Source organism: Sphingobacterium spiritivorum ATCC 33861 (assembly GCF_000143765.1).
Classification (GTDB): domain Bacteria; phylum Bacteroidota; class Bacteroidia; order Sphingobacteriales; family Sphingobacteriaceae; genus Sphingobacterium; species Sphingobacterium spiritivorum.
This window is the reverse complement of record NZ_GL379770.1, coordinates 735,191-752,329: the sequence shown is the minus strand read 5'-3', so window position 1 is coordinate 752,329 and position 17,139 is coordinate 735,191. Positions and strand designations below refer to the sequence as shown.

General features: G+C 39.7%; 14 protein-coding genes. 11 read left to right on the top strand and 3 right to left on the bottom strand.

What is annotated here, in order from left to right; genetic code table 11:
- Positions 1-113: 113 nt before the first annotated feature.
- The 4 genes from HMPREF0766_RS03490 (at position 114) to HMPREF0766_RS03475 (ending at position 2,419) form a co-directional block, all read left to right on the top strand.
- Positions 114-572, top strand: coding sequence for a peptidylprolyl isomerase (locus HMPREF0766_RS03490; RefSeq protein ID WP_002993785.1), 459 nt, complete (start codon positions 114-116; stop codon positions 570-572).
- A 23-nt stretch (positions 573-595) separates the two neighbouring features.
- Entirely contained in the window at positions 596-1,000 is a 405-nt protein-coding gene (locus tag HMPREF0766_RS03485; protein WP_002993784.1) for a DUF5606 family protein, read from the top strand.
- A gap of 190 nt (positions 1,001-1,190) precedes the next feature.
- A complete protein-coding gene (locus HMPREF0766_RS03480) occupies positions 1,191-1,733 on the top strand; it encodes a hypothetical protein (protein WP_002993782.1) in 543 nt (180 codons plus the stop codon).
- Between the two features lie 248 nt (positions 1,734-1,981).
- Entirely contained in the window at positions 1,982-2,419 is a 438-nt protein-coding gene (locus HMPREF0766_RS03475) for a nuclear transport factor 2 family protein (RefSeq protein ID WP_002993781.1), read from the top strand.
- 122 nt (positions 2,420-2,541) lie between these two features.
- On the opposite strand, the gene HMPREF0766_RS03470 is transcribed toward HMPREF0766_RS03475, so the two are convergent.
- Together HMPREF0766_RS03470 and HMPREF0766_RS03465 are read right to left on the bottom strand one after the other, a co-directional pair.
- On the bottom strand, positions 2,542-3,633 hold the full coding sequence (locus HMPREF0766_RS03470) for a PA0069 family radical SAM protein (protein WP_002993780.1): 1,092 nt from the start codon (positions 3,631-3,633) through the stop codon (positions 2,542-2,544).
- 17 nt (positions 3,634-3,650) lie between these two features.
- A complete protein-coding gene (locus tag HMPREF0766_RS03465; protein WP_248676699.1) occupies positions 3,651-4,346 on the bottom strand; it encodes a carboxylesterase family protein in 696 nt (231 codons plus the stop codon).
- A gap of 149 nt (positions 4,347-4,495) precedes the next feature.
- On the opposite strand from HMPREF0766_RS03465, the gene HMPREF0766_RS03460 reads away from it, so the two are divergent.
- Positions 4,496-4,906, top strand: coding sequence for a c-type cytochrome (locus HMPREF0766_RS03460; protein ID WP_002993778.1), 411 nt, complete (start codon positions 4,496-4,498; stop codon positions 4,904-4,906).
- A 93-nt stretch (positions 4,907-4,999) separates the two neighbouring features.
- On the opposite strand, the gene HMPREF0766_RS03455 is transcribed toward HMPREF0766_RS03460, so the two are convergent.
- Complete coding sequence (locus tag HMPREF0766_RS03455) at positions 5,000-5,815, bottom strand: alpha/beta hydrolase (RefSeq protein WP_002993777.1); 816 nt, start codon at positions 5,813-5,815, stop codon at positions 5,000-5,002.
- Between the two features lie 107 nt (positions 5,816-5,922).
- Between HMPREF0766_RS03455 and HMPREF0766_RS03450 the strand changes: the two genes are divergently transcribed.
- The 6 genes from HMPREF0766_RS03450 to HMPREF0766_RS03425 all read left to right on the top strand — a co-directional run bounded on the left by HMPREF0766_RS03450 (position 5,923) and on the right by HMPREF0766_RS03425 (position 17,088).
- Entirely contained in the window at positions 5,923-6,210 is a 288-nt protein-coding gene (locus tag HMPREF0766_RS03450; protein WP_172462540.1) for an Rdx family protein, read from the top strand.
- Positions 6,211-6,325: 115 nt separating this feature from the next.
- The gene (locus HMPREF0766_RS03445) at positions 6,326-7,552 is read left to right on the top strand and encodes a metallophosphoesterase family protein (protein WP_002993775.1); all 1,227 of its coding nucleotides are present in this window, start codon (positions 6,326-6,328) and stop codon (positions 7,550-7,552) included.
- A 3-nt stretch (positions 7,553-7,555) separates the two neighbouring features.
- Positions 7,556-10,594 carry an SbcC/MukB-like Walker B domain-containing protein gene (locus HMPREF0766_RS03440; RefSeq protein ID WP_002993773.1) on the top strand — a complete coding sequence of 1,013 codons (3,039 nt, stop codon included), beginning with the start codon at positions 7,556-7,558 and terminating at the stop codon, positions 10,592-10,594.
- A gap of 119 nt (positions 10,595-10,713) precedes the next feature.
- The gene (locus tag HMPREF0766_RS03435; protein ID WP_002993771.1) at positions 10,714-11,778 is read left to right on the top strand and encodes a lipase family protein; all 1,065 of its coding nucleotides are present in this window, start codon (positions 10,714-10,716) and stop codon (positions 11,776-11,778) included.
- A gap of 570 nt (positions 11,779-12,348) precedes the next feature.
- Positions 12,349-15,534 (top strand): SusC/RagA family TonB-linked outer membrane protein, encoded by a 3,186-nt coding sequence (locus tag HMPREF0766_RS03430; RefSeq protein WP_002993769.1) that lies wholly within the window; start codon positions 12,349-12,351, stop codon positions 15,532-15,534.
- 6 nt (positions 15,535-15,540) lie between these two features.
- On the top strand, positions 15,541-17,088 hold the full coding sequence (locus HMPREF0766_RS03425) for a SusD/RagB family nutrient-binding outer membrane lipoprotein (RefSeq protein ID WP_002993766.1): 1,548 nt from the start codon (positions 15,541-15,543) through the stop codon (positions 17,086-17,088).
- The last annotated feature ends 51 nt before the right edge of the window (positions 17,089-17,139 follow it).

The window sequence follows — 17,139 nt, the reverse complement described above, 5'->3', positions numbered from 1 at the left end:
AAAGAAAAGTTATTTCTACAAACATTTATTTCATTAATTACAGAAAATCAACCACTTTACGTTTTCCCAAGTCAGTTGTAAATCTTATCTTTGTAATCCAAAAAAATATTGATATGAGCAAAGCGATTATTAAAACAGAAAAAGGCGACATGACTGTGGAATTTTACACAGCCGATGCTCCAAATACAGTAGATAACTTTATCAAACTGGCTAAATCAGGATATTATGACGGATTAGCATTTCACCGTGTTATCCCTGATTTCGTTATTCAAGGAGGTTGCCCTAATTCTAAAGAAGGCGCAGCAGGTGTACCGGGAACAGGTGGGCCGGGTTACAAAATAGATTGTGAACTGACAGGAGAAAACCAATATCATGACCGCGGTGTACTTTCTATGGCACATGCAGGCCGCAATACCGGAGGTTCTCAGTTTTTTATCTGCCATAGCCGCAACAATACTGCACATCTGGACCGCAATCATACCTGTTTTGGTAAAGTTGTTGAAAATGTAGATGTAGTGGATGATATCCGTCAGGGTGATCGTATTTTGACAATTGAAGTAATTGAAGATTAATACCCTTACCGAAAACTATTAAAATGAATTTAAGAGCATTAGTATCTGTAACCGGCAAACCGGGATTATTTAAATTGATCGGACAAAATAAAGGTGGTTTTATCCTGGAAACATTAGATAAAGCTAAAATTAAATCCGTAGTAAACCTGTCTACAACGAAGATGGCAACTCTGGAAGATATTACGATCTACGGAGAAGAAGAAGAAATCAAATTACTGGATGTATTCGAAACTATCAAAACAAAAGGACTGGAAACACCTGATGTGAAAGCTAGCGGAGATACACTACGTGATTTTTTCCGTGAAGTAGCACCAGGACATGATGAATCCCGTGTATATACTTCAGATATCAAGAAAATAATTTCCTGGTATAACATTATTAAAGAATTACCGATATTTGATGAAGAAGCTCCGGCTCCTTTGGTATAATCAAATCTTTATAGTATAAAAAAGGCTTTACAGACGGATCTGTAAAGCCTTTTTTATGTCGCTAAAAATCAAAGGAATAAATATCTCTGAATACAACTTCTGAAAACAATATTGTAATAATTCTTCTCAACCTCTGTAACGTTTCCTGCAATAGCCTTACTAACTCTATAAAATCTAATATTCAGAAATTATGGAAACGAAAAATTTAAACACAACTATTGCAGAACCTGTAAGAAAACAAATGAGAATTGAATTCTTTGGTCAGGTCACGGGTTTGGTCGCGCTATTATTTGTACCATACTACTTTAATTTCAATCAGGCGATGACTTCAGTCTACATAGTATTCTATGCGTTGACACTATCATTCTCCGGCTACTATCTCTACAAATTTTACAGCTTTTATAAGTCTGCCTTAACCATTGATCTGGAAAACGCCAAAGACCTGACCTGGTTCTACCATGAATTGAAATTAAATGTAAACATCTACACCAATTTCAATTTTATAATGATTATCACAGCTCTTGCGTATGGGATAACCTGTCTGTACATCACAAATTTCAACTTCGACCCCATTGCGCATAAGATCGAATCCTTAATACCCGGAACGACTGCTTATATAGCACTTACGATCAGTACACTTGTATTCCTGTTTACAATTGCAGAATATTCAGCTAAATCTACATACCAGAAATACGAAGACCGTATGAAAGATATTCTTAATCAATTCGATTAATCTGTACCACAGACTGGCCGGAGGAGAATGTAAAAACATAAATTACAGCCTTCTCCGGTTTTTTACACCTGAATTTTCACCGACAGCAGATCTGCTGCAACTTTTTCACCGATCCGTTTACTCCGTTTACCGATTTTTTGACTGGACTCACCAATTAGCTATGGACAGGGTTTGTTATTGCTTATACCTTTGGATCAAACAATTAACAAGAACCATAAAAAAATTAAAAACAACCAAAAAAACACATCATGAAAAATCTAATCAAAACTGTAGCTGTCGTATTATTCATTGCAATAACAACAAGCTCTTTTGCTTCAGGAAGCTATAATCCCGGCAAAAACTATTCAGCGGATGCTGTGATCAGCAATTATATTGAAACGACTACCATGGGGAACCCTGAAAATGTAGAAAATCTGTTTACTGATAATTTCTTCCAGACCGTATCTACACCTGCAAAAGTGATAACCCATTCCAAAAAACCATTTATAGACTATGTAAAAAGTCAGAAAGGCTATGTACAGAACTGCCAGACAAGTCATACCATTATCGAACGTAACGACAACTGCGCTATAGCTAAAATCACATTAACCTACCAGAACTTCACAAAAGTAGAATATGTAACTGTCTGCAGCGACGGTGAAGTATGGAAAGTAAGTCAGGTCGTTACCTCCTATCCTAAAAAATAATAAAAGAAAGCCCCTATGCATATAAAACAAATTAAGACAAACAACAACGCCACCCGCTCCATAAGTAAGAAAGCTCAGAAACAATTATTTCTGAGCTTTTCAATTTTATTGAACAGCAATGATCAGAAAAGCCCCAGTTGCCGCCCCCGATTAGGGACCTGAAAAAGATCTGTTCGTATTGTCGGATGATCATTTTTGCCCATGTGTTGTTTCACCGATAAGCGAAACAGATCACGTATACTTTCTGCCAGATTTCCTTCCCCTCTTATTCTTCTTCCAAATTCACTGTCATTCAACTTTCCATTGTGGCAATCCGCTATCCCATGCAACACTTTGTCTGCACGATCAGGATAATTTTTATACAACCAGTCTTTAAAAATGTCTGCTATAGCACCATTCAGCCGGACAATAGTATAACTGGCAGATCGTGCTCCTGCTGCTGCTGCACTTTTGATCAGTAACGGCATCTCATCACTGTTGATTCCCGGTACTATAGGTGCAACCATTAGCATTACAGGCACTCCCTTACCAGTCAGTTTTTCAATCAGTTTCAGTCTTGCTGAAGCAGTCACTGTACGGGGTTCCATCTTCTGTCTTACGTCTTCACTCAGGGAATTGATCGTAACCGCTACAGAGATCAATTGCAGCTTGGCCAGCTCTTCTATTATATCCAGATCCCGCAACATCAGCGTATTCTTACTGATGATAGAGACCGGATGCCGGTATTTCAACATGACCTCCAGAATAGATCTGGTTATTTTTAGTTTGCGTTCTATAGGCTGATAGCAATCCGTATTGCCGGAAAGCATAATAGCAGAGGGTTGATAGTTTACATTATTAAATTGCTTCTCCAATAGCCGGGCAGCATCATACTTGACCAGTATCTTACGTTCAAAATCCAATCCGGCACTGAATCCCCAATACTCATGTGCATTCCGCGCATAACAATAAATACAGCCATGCTCACATCCCTGATAAGGATTAATAGATTGCGTAAAATGCAGATCGGGACTATCCGAAACGGAAATGATTTTTTTGGGATGAGTAGGAATCAGTTGAGTGGGAACATGTTCCAGAAAGGGCTCGTCTAATCCTTCAATATGCTCCTGTACATATTGAGATACAAAAAATTTATTATTGGGATTGACCTGTGCACCTCTTCCTTTAAAGTAATTCGACTCTTCCATACCCAAAAATACTAAAAATATTAGCATTTTTGAGTATGGAAGACTTAATTTTTCACATGCTTGAACATCCAGTCATAGATATCATCCTGATGAAAGAGACGTTCCACGCTACCGTGATTTCCTCCCGGAATGATGGTTAGCGTTACGTCAGCATCTGCATCTGCTTTTTTAATAGCATTGACAATTTTTTTGGATTCAGACATTGGTACAATATGATCTTTATTTCCATGTTGTACCCAAAGAGGTACTTTAGCCAGATTTTGTGCATAGCTCAATGTTCCTCCTCCGCAAATGGCGACTGCAGCAGCTATTCTGTCCGGATATTTCCCCGCTACATCCATCGTCCCATATCCACCCATGCTCATTCCTGCTACATATATTCTGGAACTGTCGGCATTATATTTCCTGATTGTATAATCTACTACTTCCATTACTTTATCCGGATCCCATCCACCCCTTGATTGCGGAGCGATGACAATGGCCGGTACTTCCTGACCCTTGGCCATTGCATAGAGCACCCCATATCGGGTTACCCGATTCAGATTTGTTCCGGAAAGACTTCTGCCATGAAGAAATACCAATACAGGAGGCTTATTTTCAAGAATTTCAGCTTTAGGCAGCTGAATCATAAAAGGGTATGCAGTCTCTCCTTTAACAGGACTTGGCTGTGCAACAGTAGTCTGAATAAAGAGAGTTAAAAATATTAAAAAACTCACTACAGACTTGATATACATATACATAGGGTCAAAAATTTAATATTCGGGTTACTAAAATACAAACTCTTGACGGATTATTGATACAAATTCTAAATAGATTATTGTATACTCATATGTAATCATATTATCGTAATTTTACATTAACACTACAATCCATATAAACACATTACATTATGAGACTTCAAAAAATCACCATTGTAACTGTTATTTTCTCTGCCATTATCGCTTTAACTGCATTTATTCCGGCTCCCCAGCCTGCACAGGAAAAAAAAGCAAAAAATCTGAAAGTACTTCCCAAAAATATAAGTAATGAAGAGCTGGACAAAGTTATGGATAACTTTAAGGTGGCATTAGGTGTAAAATGTAACTTCTGCCATGCTAAGAGCACAACTGATCCTCAGAAAATGGACTTTGCAAGCGATGAAAACCCACATAAAGACATTGCCAGAAGTATGATGAAGATGACACAGAAAATCAATAAAAAATATTTCACACATAAAGACGAAAAATCCGGAACAATGGCTCAGATAAGTTGCATGACTTGTCATAACGGCAAAAAACATCCGGAAGTTGTATCTTTATAGATTAAAACCAAAAAAGGAGCTGATGCACCTTTTTTGGTTTGTAAAAACTATTTTTCTTTAGTTGTGACTCAGTCTACAGTTGAATCGTTCAGCTTATTTCTGTAAAATCTTTTTTGTTCTTTCCTCTACTTCCTTTATTAATAACGGATAGGCTGGATACTGCATATTATGTCCGAATCCCTGAAGTTCTAACAAGCGAACATCTTTATGTCCTGATATTTTCAACATACGCTGGAGGTAGGCATTCTCTTCATATCTGCCCAACATCTCAAGTTCCCTGTCGCCTGTTATTAACAAGATCGGAGGGGCATCCTGACGAACATGAAACAAGGGAGCAAAACGATCTATAGTAGGTTGTTTCTCTCCTATACCCTGCTCCTGACGACTCGTGAAATGTGTTATAGCCTGCCCGCTGAAAGGTATTAATCCGGCTATCTGATTTGCATCTATAGTATACTTCTGGAGATACTGTTTATCTAAAGTCGTCATCATTCCCAGGTATCCGCCTGCTGAATGTCCCGATACAAAAACAAGTCGTCTGGAACCACCATACTCCTCAATATGGTTGAATACCCATGCAATTGCTGCAGCAGCATCTTCAATAATACTTTCGACATTTGCCTGAGGGGAAAGACGATACCCTACCCCTACTACTGCCATTCCGCGATTTTTCAGATATTCCGGGATTTCTTTCTGACCTCCTGTCAGTCCTCCTCCGTGAAACCAGAGGATGGTAGCAAAATCTTTCTTATCTACAGGGTAATAAAAATCAAGTTTACATCTTTCATATTCTGCCGTTTTACTCTTTGTCTCCGGATAATAAGTAACATCTTTTTTCAGGTTATATTGCGCTAAAAGCATACCCTGAAAGAGCAAAAGAAAAACAGCAAGAAGTGTAGATTGTTTCATAGTAAATGGGATTATGTAAAGAAATGAGGTATCTAAAATAGCAAAATATACCCGGATTGCGTATACAAATCCATAAATTAGTCAAGGATAATGATACTATTTTTGAGATGAAGCCAACAATTACAATAGAATACTGCCCCAAATGTGGATGGATGTTACGTGCAGCATACATGGCGCAGGAGCTCCTGACCACCTTTACCGAAGAACTGAACGGCGTAACCCTGAAACCCAGCGAACTAAGCGGGCGCTACCTTATCACTATAGATAAAACGGAGATTTTTGACCGTAAACGCATGGGACGTTTTCCGGAAATAAAAGAATTAAAACAATTGGTTCGTGATATCGTTGCCGCAGATAAAGATCTCGGGCATTCTGACAGAAAATCAGACGGATAGATACAGCAAGCTCTTCCGTCTGCATGATTATATCAGCTTTGCAAACCTACACGACCCCAAAAGGTATTTCGGGCTTTTACAGATTAAAGGTATATTAGCATAACAATTAAAAAGCATGAAGATACTGCATACGGGCGATTGGCATCTGGGTAAAAAACTGGACTTCTTCACAAGAATAGAAGAGCAACGTATCGTGCTCGAAGAAATATGTAACATTGCGGATGAAGAGCAGGTAGATGCAGTGATTGTCGCAGGAGATCTTTTTGATACTTTCAATCCTCCTGTCGAAGCTGTAGATCTGTTATACAAAACCCTTAAGAGACTTGCGAACAACGGAACGAGACCTGTATTGGCCATAGCTGGCAATCACGATAGTCCCGACCGTATAAATGCGCCGGATGCTCTGGCTCGCGAATGCGGAATTATATTCATGGGATATCCTGACACCCAAATCAAGCCTATTCAAATAGAAAACGGATTTACGATTACACGATCCGATCTTGGTTTTATAGAGCTGCAGTTACCAAAACATTCTTCTCCGTTGCGTATACTTTCCACTCCATTTGCAAATGAAATTCGTCTCAAACAATACCTCGGGATTACTGACAAAGGAGAAAATCTCAATGAGGTGCTCAAAAACACCTGGCGCACACTGGCAGATAGCTATGCAGATAAGTATGGTGTCAACATTCTGGTCACCCACCTCTACATGCTCAAGCGGGGAGGCGAAATACTCGAGGAACCGGATGGAGAGAAACCCATCAAAATAGGAAATGCAGATATCGTGTATTCAGACGGTATACCTTTACAAATACAATACACCGCTCTGGGGCATCTCCATCGCTATCAGAATATAGGAGGACACCTCGCACCGGTAGTCTACAGCGGCAGTCCGCTCGCCTATTCATTTTCCGAAGCAGGACAGGAAAAGAAAGTAGTCATTATAGAAGCAGAAGCAAACAGGCAGGTGCAGATAAAGACACGCAATCTGCAGTCCGGACGCAGACTTTACCGCAAACGCTTTGAAGATACAGATGAAGCTGTATCGTGGTTGCAGACACATCCAAATGCATTGGTCGAACTGACACTGGTAAGCGAAACGTTTGCAACATCACAGGATCTGAAACGTATCCATGCAGCACATGACGGAATTATCCATATTATTCCGATAGTCAGACAGCAGGAACAACAACTGTCTGCTGCAGCGTATATCAATCTCGAACAGGATATACAGGATCTTTTCAAAGATTATTTTAAATCCAGATACGGACAAGAGGTCAATGATGAACTGATTTCTTTATTTAACGAAGTTTTGAACAGTACCAACGATACAGAAGATTAACAGATGCTACCCATATATTTAAGTATAGAAGGCTTATATTCTTATCAGGAAAAACAAGAAATAGATTTCACCAAACTTACTGAAGCGGGATTATTCGGTATATTCGGAAATGTCGGCTCCGGAAAATCCTCTATTCTCGAAGCGATTAGTTTTGCCTTGTATGGTAACACCGAACGTCTCAATTCCAAAGAGAACAGAAGCTATAATATGCTCAATCTCAAATCTGCTGCAGCCACTATCATCTTTGATTTTATCAATTTTGAAAACCGCAGGTTCAGGTTTGCAGTACACTGGAAAAGAAAAAAGAAATTTGATCAGACCTCCACAATAGAACGGGTGGCTTATGAATGGTTGCAGCATAATTGGGTTCCGATGGAATCTGCAGATGCCACACATATCACTAACCTGACCTACCAAAATTTTAAAAGAACTATCATCATTCCTCAGGGACAGTTTAAAGAATTTCTTGACCTCAAAGGTAAAGACCGTTCGGATATGATGAAGGAAATCTTCAACCTGGATAAATACGACCTGGGACCAAAAGTATCCCTGCTTCAAATCGAAAACAACAGAAAGATCGAACATCTGCAGGGGGCATTGTCCGGATTTGAAGAAATAAACTCAGGAACAATTGAACTGAAGAAAAATGGTTTAAGCGAAGCTAAAGTATTGCTGGACCAATTAAGATCAGCATATCAACAAACCGAAAACAGCTATAAAGTGCTGTCTGAAGCGAAAGCAAATCGTGAAAACCTGAAGGAAAAGGAAGAACAATTTGCACAGTTAAAACTAAAACAACCCGAAATCCTACATCTGGAAAAAGAAATGGATGAATACGAGAAACTGGTATCCCTGTTTCGTGAACCTCTGGACAGAATCCAATCTTTACAACGGGATCAGGATCAGCTGGAAATAAAAATCCAGAATCTGTTACAGGAGAAACAACAAACTTCACTGACACTGAAAGAAAAAGAGCTATCTTTTCAGAAGGTTGAAAAAGATTTCCGGAAAATAGAAGAGCTCAGAATAAAAATCAGTGATCTTAAAAATCTGATTCAGATACGAACCCAACAGTCTGAAAAGAGTAATCTGCAAAGCCGTTTGGCCAAAGGAACACCCATACTGGAACAGACTCGCAAAGAAGAACAAGCCTTTATAGCGGATATAAATCTTCAGGAAACAACCCTTGAACAGTTAAAATCTGTCAGAATCGACACTTCCGAACTGATGGAAATAGACAACTGGTACCAGCGTCATGATCTGCTCCTGAAAAACAAATCTGCTTTGATCGAAAAGGTTGATCTGCTGAAATTGCAGCAGGAAGAATTAACAAATTCATTTACAGTTAACGGGTATACAGTAGACAACTGGGAATCTGAAATCACCAATCAGCTCCGGCAGATTACTACCGATATCAAAGCATTAACTAATCAAGAGACTGATTTACAGGTACAAAAAGAACTCGGCCGGTTTGCAGACAACCTTCATCATGAAGAAGCCTGCCCTCTTTGCGGATCTTTGGATCATCCGCATCCTATGCAGATACACGATGTCAGCATACAGCTAGGGGAATTAAAAGCAAAACAAACGGAGATAACAGAAAGACAGCAGCAACTGCAATCACTTCTCAGTCAGATGACCAGATGGAGTACATCCTATCAGGACAAAAAAATACAACTGGAAGCAGCGGCAAAAGAATTGCAACAGGCAGATGAGCAACTCACAGAACTACGTACCCGATTCAGCTGGGAAAATTTCCGTTGGGACGATCGTACGTTATTTGACGAACAAAAAACAGCTTTAAGACAAAGTGAAATACAGATAAAAGAAGCAGAGCTCCTGCTAAAATCATTGCGTGTACAGCTGGCAGAGACACAGAGTAAAGCAGCAAAATTCGAGCGCTCATTAAATGAGTTCACTCAACAGATTGCCGTTATAGATGGCCTGATCACCCAGCATAAGATGCAGATACAAGCTATTCAGATTGAAGATTACAACCACAATAGCGATCAGGATCTCTTAGCAGAAATACAAAATGCCGAAGAGCTGATAATTCGCACAGAAGAACAACATAAAACCCTGCAGGCTGCAATCAATCAACTCCACACGATAGTCGCATCTGTACAAGGAAAACATACAGAAGCACTGGAGAACTACCAGAATACAGTACAAAAGATTGACAAGCTGAATCAGGAAATACTTGCCCACATCGAGCAGCAGCATTTACCGGGTGTCAGAGCCATTCAGCTTGTATTGCAAAAAAATCTGCCCGTCATAGAAAACAGAAAACGTATACACGACTATAAAGTTGCTTATGAAACACTTCAAAAACAAATTACTGAACTTATGCAAAGCAGTGCCGTTCAGGATTTTGATGAAGCACTTTTCGAACGTACCAAAATCGAATTAGAAGAAAAGAAATCAGCACATGAGTTGCAGATCGCACATACAGGAGCATTAGAACGTGAATTGCAACGTTTGGAAGATGAGTTTGAGAAAAAGGGAAAACTGCTGACAGCATTTGAGAAGCTGAGCCATCGCAAAGATAATCTGCGTACGCTTGACAACATGTTTAAAGGCTCAGGATTTGTCAATTACGTATCGAGTATACATTTACAACGCTTATGTGATATTGCAAATCAGCGTTTTCACAGGCTGACGAAAAATCAGCTCAGCCTGATTATCAATGAAGCCAACGAATTCGAGGTCATCGACTACCTCAACAATGGCTATCACCGTTCTGTAAAAACACTTTCAGGAGGGCAGGGATTTCAGGCCTCCCTTTGCCTGGCATTAGCATTAGCCGAAAATATACAGTCGCTCAATAAGGCTGATAAAAATTTCTTTTTTATAGATGAAGGTTTCGGCACACAGGATGCAGAAAGTATGAATACCGTATTCGAAACATTACAATATCTCAATAAGGAAAACAGAATAGTAGGTATCATTTCGCATGTGGAAGAATTGAAAGAACGTATTCCCATGTCCGTAACAGTTATCAAAGATTTGGAAAGAGGAAGTATAGTTAAAATGAGTTCCTGACAAATTCGAAAAAGGAACACAAGGGGTTAATTTAATGTTAATCTTAAAACCGCAGATTGTATTTCAGATCAAAAGACCTTATTATTGTAAACGATAGAATAAAACATGAACTCCTCCATATGAAATACCCGATTCTGTTAGTTGTCTTTGGTCTCTTTACTTCATTTACATATGCGCAATCCCTGAAACCCGGTTTTGAGAAAGAGGAATACAGAACCATGCTCACCTTAATGAGTCAGGTCAAAGAACATCCCGTATATCAGGATTTTACACTGAGATACACATCACCAGTAATGGGACTGGAAAACCGATGGTGGCTGTGGACCAGTGATGAACATAAGCAGGCTGTAATAGGGATCAGAGGAACAGTATCAAGTTCAGAAAGCTGGCTGGCTAACTTCTATGCCGCAATGATTCCTGCCAAAGGTCAGCTGCAGTTAGATGATTCCCGGATATTTGAATATAATTTTTCAGACGATCCTAAAGCAGCAGTTCACGTAGGCTGGACATTCAGCACAGGTTTTCTCTCTGCAGATATTTTACCCCATCTGGATTCCTGTTATAAAGCAGGCATAAAAGACATCTATATCACAGGCCATAGTCAGGGCGGAGCCATCAGCTACCTCTTGACTTCCCATCTTCGTCATCTGCAACAGCAGGGACAATTACCGGCAGATATACAGCTCAAAACATACAGCTCTGCTGCACCAAAAGTTGGAAACCTCTATTATGCCTATCAATATGAAGCGGATACACAGATCGGATGGGCATTCAATGTGGTCAATACAATGGATTGGGTTCCTGAAACACCGTTTTCTGTACAGAAATTAGATGATTTTAATGAGATTAATCCTTTTCCACAATTGGAGAAAGCAATACAAAAACAATCCTTTGGCAAAAAGATTGTGATAAAACATTATCTTAATAGGATAAAAAAACCTACAGAAAAAAGTCAGAAAAATATTGAAAAATTACTAGGCCATAAAGTTTTCACTTTTCTCAAAAAAAAATACCCCCATTTAGTAGAACCAAAATATTTTCCCTCATCCAATTATATGCGGGCAGGGCAACATATTGTCTTAAAACCAGATAGCAGCTACACAACCTCTTTTCCGGATGACATAAAACAACCCTTTATGCATCATAGTTTCAAATCCTATTTCTATTTACTCGATAAACTCTAAGAAACAGACGACAGTTCAGGATGATAAACTCATATTAGGTACGATATTTGCAAGTACCTGATTTAACTATTCAATACTGAACTAAAATGAAAAGAACTCCGTTTACAACTTTTGCAATTTTATTGGTCGTAGCCCTCATATTGGTCTTTGCGACAACATGCTCGAGCGTTATATAATATTTCTGTAATGGCTCCTTTAAAACATATTATTCTGTATATGCGCCATCTTGCGTAACAAAGCACCATCTCGTACCGTCTTACCCGACAGCGTATCCATTCCCCATTTACATCAACTTCCAGAAAACAAATAGCGCCGGATAATTCCTGAAATCAGGTTAGTCCTCAAAACATTTATTACTGATTTAGAGTATAAAACAACTTTTTTTAATCTATATAATCTACCATTCATATAGATTTTATATATTTGCAAAATAATAATTTGCAATGAATACCAATACACTCAAACTTTACTGTTTTCGAATGCTCTCAGGAAGATAATGCTGATCATTGTTTTCCTACCTCTATCCTGTTTTTATATTAATAATATTTTATGAACTAAACTTTTACATTCATGAATTTAAAGATTCATCACTTCCTTATTCTTATCGTCGGGATACTGCTTCCGTCTTACCTGCATGCGCAGAATATCAAAGTATCCGGAAAAGTAACAGACGAACAAAATCAACCGCTATCCGGAGTGACTATCACTGAAATAGCCGGTACACATACAACGCAGACGGATCAGAACGGAACTTTTTCGCTTCAGATCTCTTCTGCAGAAGCAAAACTCCGTATCACTTTTGTCGGATATGAGTCTCAGACACTGACAGCCAAAAGCGGACAGCAACTGGCGATCAGTCTGAAAAGTGAAAACACACAACTTACAGAAGTAGTGGTAACTGCACTCGGTATATCCCGTGAGAAAAAAGCATTGGGGTATGCGGTACAGGAAGTCAAATCTACGGAACTGCAAACCCGACCAACAAATGCACTAAGCGCCATTTCAGGAAAAGTTGCCGGATTACAGGTTATTTCTTCAGGAGGTAACATAGGCGGATCTACCCGCGTATTGCTGCGAGGAATCAACTCTATTGCCGGGAATAATCAACCTCTTTATGTTGTAGATGGTACACCAATGGACAACAGCGACCTTAACAGCAGCTCGACCATAAATGGAAGCGCAGGAAAAGATGTCGGAAATATGATCCAGGATCTTAATCCGGACGATATCGAGAATATCTCAGTGTTAAAAGGACCTTCCGCAGCAGCACTTTACGGATCCAGAGCAGCTAACGGGGTCATCCTGATCACCACAAAAAGAGCTGCTAAAGGTGAACGTGTAGATATCAGCCTTAATACAGGAGTAGATTTCGAAAACATTGTACGCCTTCCCAAAAGACAGAAATTATACGGTCAGGGATATGCGACTACATTCCCGACAGCGACTATCAATGGTACAGAATACAAAATTGTAGATTATGCATCAGATGAAAGCTGGGGTCCTCGTCTGGATGGAACACCGGTATTACAATGGTATAGCCTGAATCCGGAAGATGAAGCAAATTACCTCAAACCGACTCCATGGTCTTACCCTAAGAATGATGTAAATTATTTCTTCAAAACAGGTGTATCCAACACAAATAACCTGTCCATCGCGGGTACAAGCGGAAATACAAACTACAGATTTTCGTATACCAACAAGAATGTATCCGGTACAATACCTAATTCCAGCCTGGACCGAAATACACTGAATTTTTCAGGAGGAACACAATTAGGCAATCTGAAAATCACCTCGACACTCAACTATATCAAAAATTCTTCTGTCGGCAAACCCTGGAGCGGAGCTTCTAACCGCAATATTATGCTGGAAGCATTCCAGTGGGGAGCGGTACAGGTAGACTACAAAATATTAGAAAACTATAAACGTGCAGATGGTACACCGCTGGCATGGAACCGTACCGGCTGGCAAAATACACCGGCTGCAGAAGCCACACGATTCATTGATAACCCTTACTGGTCCGCCTATGAAAGTTATATGGAAGAGAGCCGGGATCGCTTTTACGGTAATTTCGGATTACAATATGATGTCAATAACTGGTTGACAGTAGGAGCAAAAGTACACGGAGACATTTACAGCTTTAATTATCAGGATCGCATAGCGGTATACTCCCGCTCTGCTTCCCAATACGAAGAATCCAGTAATAAGCTGAATGAATACAACTACGAATTCCTCGCTACAGCCAAAAAGAACTGGGATAAATTCTCTTTAGTAGCTAACATTGGGGCAAACTTACGCGATCAGCAACGGAAAGTAGATTATGCAATCACACAAGGCGGGCTGATAGTACCTGAGTATTATAACTTGAAAAATGCATCCAGTGTCAAAGTGGATAATAACCGCTTTCACAAAAGAGTTTCTTCTTTATACGGTAGCTTCTCTTTAGGATACAATGACATATTGTATATCGATGGTACAGTACGCAATGACTGGTCCTCTACCCTGCCGGTCAATGACAATTCATTTATCTACCCTTCATTCACAGGAAGTTTTATCTTCAGTCAGCTGGAAGGCGTTAAAAATCTGGATTGGCTTTCCTTTGGTAAACTACGTCTGGGATGGGCACAGGTAGGAAATGACACAGATCCTTATCAATTATACAAAGTGTATGGCGTAGATCTGTCTTTTGACGGTCTCCCTTCCACAAGTTTACAGAATCAGCTGAACAATCCGTTGCTGAAACCGGAGATTACGACTTCATGGGAAACCGGTCTGAACCTGCAATTTCTTAAAAACAGAGTCGGAATTGATGTCACTTACTATAACAACAGCTCCCGAAACCAGATCATTCCTCTACCGGTTTCTCCGGCTTTCGGATATGAATACAAAATTATCAATGCCGGAAAGATCAATAATAAAGGTATAGAAATAACGCTGAGCGGCACACCTGTTAAATCTGAAAATCTGGAGTGGAACAGTACATTAAACTGGTCGCGCAACAGAAATAAAGTAATCAAGCTATCCGATGATGCCAATACCTATACATTGAGCAATTCACTGGTCAGTCTGGTTGCCAGAGAAGGTCAGCAGTACGGGCAATTGTTAGGGTATGATTTTGTGAAAACAGAGGATGGCAGAAGAGTTGTTCAGGCTGATGGTACCTATATGAGAACATCTCAGCTCGTTCCCTTGGGATCTGTACTACCTGACTATATTTTTGGTTTCCAAAACCAGTTCAGATACAAAAATCTAAGTTTAGGATTTTTGATTGATGGACGCGTAGGCGGAAGCTTCTTCTCCCAAACGTACAAAGTAGGTATGTATGCAGGTATATTAGATCGTACAGCAGAAAATAATATCCGTGAAACAGGCGTCGTATTAGATGGCGTTAAAGGTAATGTCGTTTTCAATCCGGATGGTTCTTATACCGTATCCAATATCTCAGAAAATGACACCCGCATTACAGCTCAGCAATGGGCCCGTAACGAGTACAACGGTCCGACTACGTTCTCCATCTTTGACGGAACCTTTATCAAGCTGCGCGAAGTAACTGTCGGTTATACATTCAAGTTAAAGAACAATACATTCGTTAAAAATCTTGGTGTTTCTGTCTATGGCCGTAACCTTTGGAATATCTATACTAAAAGCAAGTATATCGATCCTGAATTTACCAATAGCGGAGGCAATGTACAAGGTATAGAAGGAGGAAACATTCCTACACCGGTAACTTATGGTTTTAATGTTAATCTTAAATTCTAATTTTACATGAAATTACTCAAATTCACATATACAGGTTTACTAGGTCTATCCTTATTGACACTGGCTTCATGCTCAGATGAGAAATTTACAGAGATAAATACAAATCCTAATCTTCCGTCTAAAGTATCTACGACAAGTCTGCTGATATCTGCTCAGAAACAAACCATGGATGCTATCCGCAGTGAAGAGATCAACTACAGAGGGGCACAGTTATTTGCGCAGTATTTCAGTCAGAATATTTATACCGATCCGTCCCGTTATCAGATACCGACAAGTTATTCGGATAATTTCTGGATCAAATCGTATAAAGCCCTCAACAATCTGAATGAGATCATCAAACTCAATACAGATGAAGCTACACGCATCGGAGTGACTGCAAATAATGCAGGAACGAATACAAACCAGATTGCTATAGCACGAGTATTGAAGTCATATCTTTTTCATTCCCTGACAGATGTATTCGGAGATATCCCTTACGAATCATACGGCAATAAGGATCCTGATTTTCAGGCTTTACAACAAAGCCCTGACAATCTGACTCCAAAATATGCCACACAGGAAAAGATCTACAAAGATATTCTCAATGAACTGAAACAGGCCGCAGACACCTTGTTCAAATACAGCTCTGCCAACACCTTCGGCACATCAGATAATATCTACAAAGGAAGCAATCAAAAATGGTATAAATTTGCAAACTCTTTGCGTCTGCGTCTTGCAACACGTATAGCACTCAAAGATGCCGCATTATCCCGTACCCATATCGAAAGTGCACTGGCACAGGGTGTATTCACATCGAATGATGACAATGCAGCGTTTAAATATTCGTCAGCATCACCAAATGAAGCACCCTTATACCGCGCTACAGTAATTGCAAACAGAAAGGATTTTGCAGTTTCAAATGTTATTATCGATGCCTTGAAAGGAATTCGCGGACCATTTACAACTCCGGATCCGAGACTGGCTAAGTATGCTAATCCAAATGCAAGCGGTGTATATAACGGGCAGATCTACGGGTTGCCGCTCGAAGCAGGGCAATTATTTCCCGAAAGCACCATTTCATTGCCGGGAACAATCATTAATGCCGCAAACTATGCCGAAGTATTACAGGAATACGCCGAAGTTCAGTTCCTGATTTCCGAATATAAAAACTGGGATCAGACAGCTTATACCAATGGAGTAAAAGCTTCATTAACAAAATGGGGAGTAAATGAGACAGATGCAACTGCATACCTGTCTGCATTACCGGCAGCTAACAAACAAAATGTACTGACTCAAAAATACCTCGCCCTTTACAATCAGGGGATAGAATCCTGGTCAGAAATACGCCGGACAGGGTATCCCTTATTCCTGATCAAAAGCGGAGATCTGCTATGGACCGGTCTTGTAGGAGGAGTCACAAAAACCTACTACTTTACACCTGAAGTAGGCCAGACTATTCCAAACCGATTGGTATATCCGATCATTGAGCAGAACACCAATAAAGCAAACTATCAGGATGCTTTAAAATCACAGGGCGATGACGTCATCACCAATAAAATATGGTGGAATAAATAACTGCACACCCAATATGATTAAGAGGATATTCCACACCGGTTTATCCTCTTT